General features: G+C 41.3%; 1 protein-coding gene. It reads right to left on the minus strand.

Annotated features, from left to right (window positions below; translation table 11 throughout):
- Positions 1-230, minus strand: a 230-nt coding sequence (locus V5P19_RS24650) for a DUF945 family protein (protein ID WP_334408129.1), incomplete at both ends; no start/stop codon positions are given.

Raw genomic sequence — 230 nt, forward strand, 5'->3', positions numbered from 1 at the left:
TCGCAATGTTATACTGGATGATAAATTGGCGCACTGCTGAGGGATCAATAGATTCAGCAATCAATGACCACTCACCACTACCGAGTTGCTGATTCCCTTTTGTTAACTTATCAAGTTCGTAGGTCAGATTGACATTGATATAATCTTTGTCTTTAACGCGATCCAGCCTGGTTTTTGCAACGAAAGCATCGATTTGGGCAACGTCTTCCCCGTGATTGATAATGTTAATC

This window comes from Enterobacter sp. UNJFSC 003 (genome assembly GCF_036903355.1).
GTDB lineage: Bacteria > Pseudomonadota > Gammaproteobacteria > Enterobacterales > Enterobacteriaceae > Enterobacter.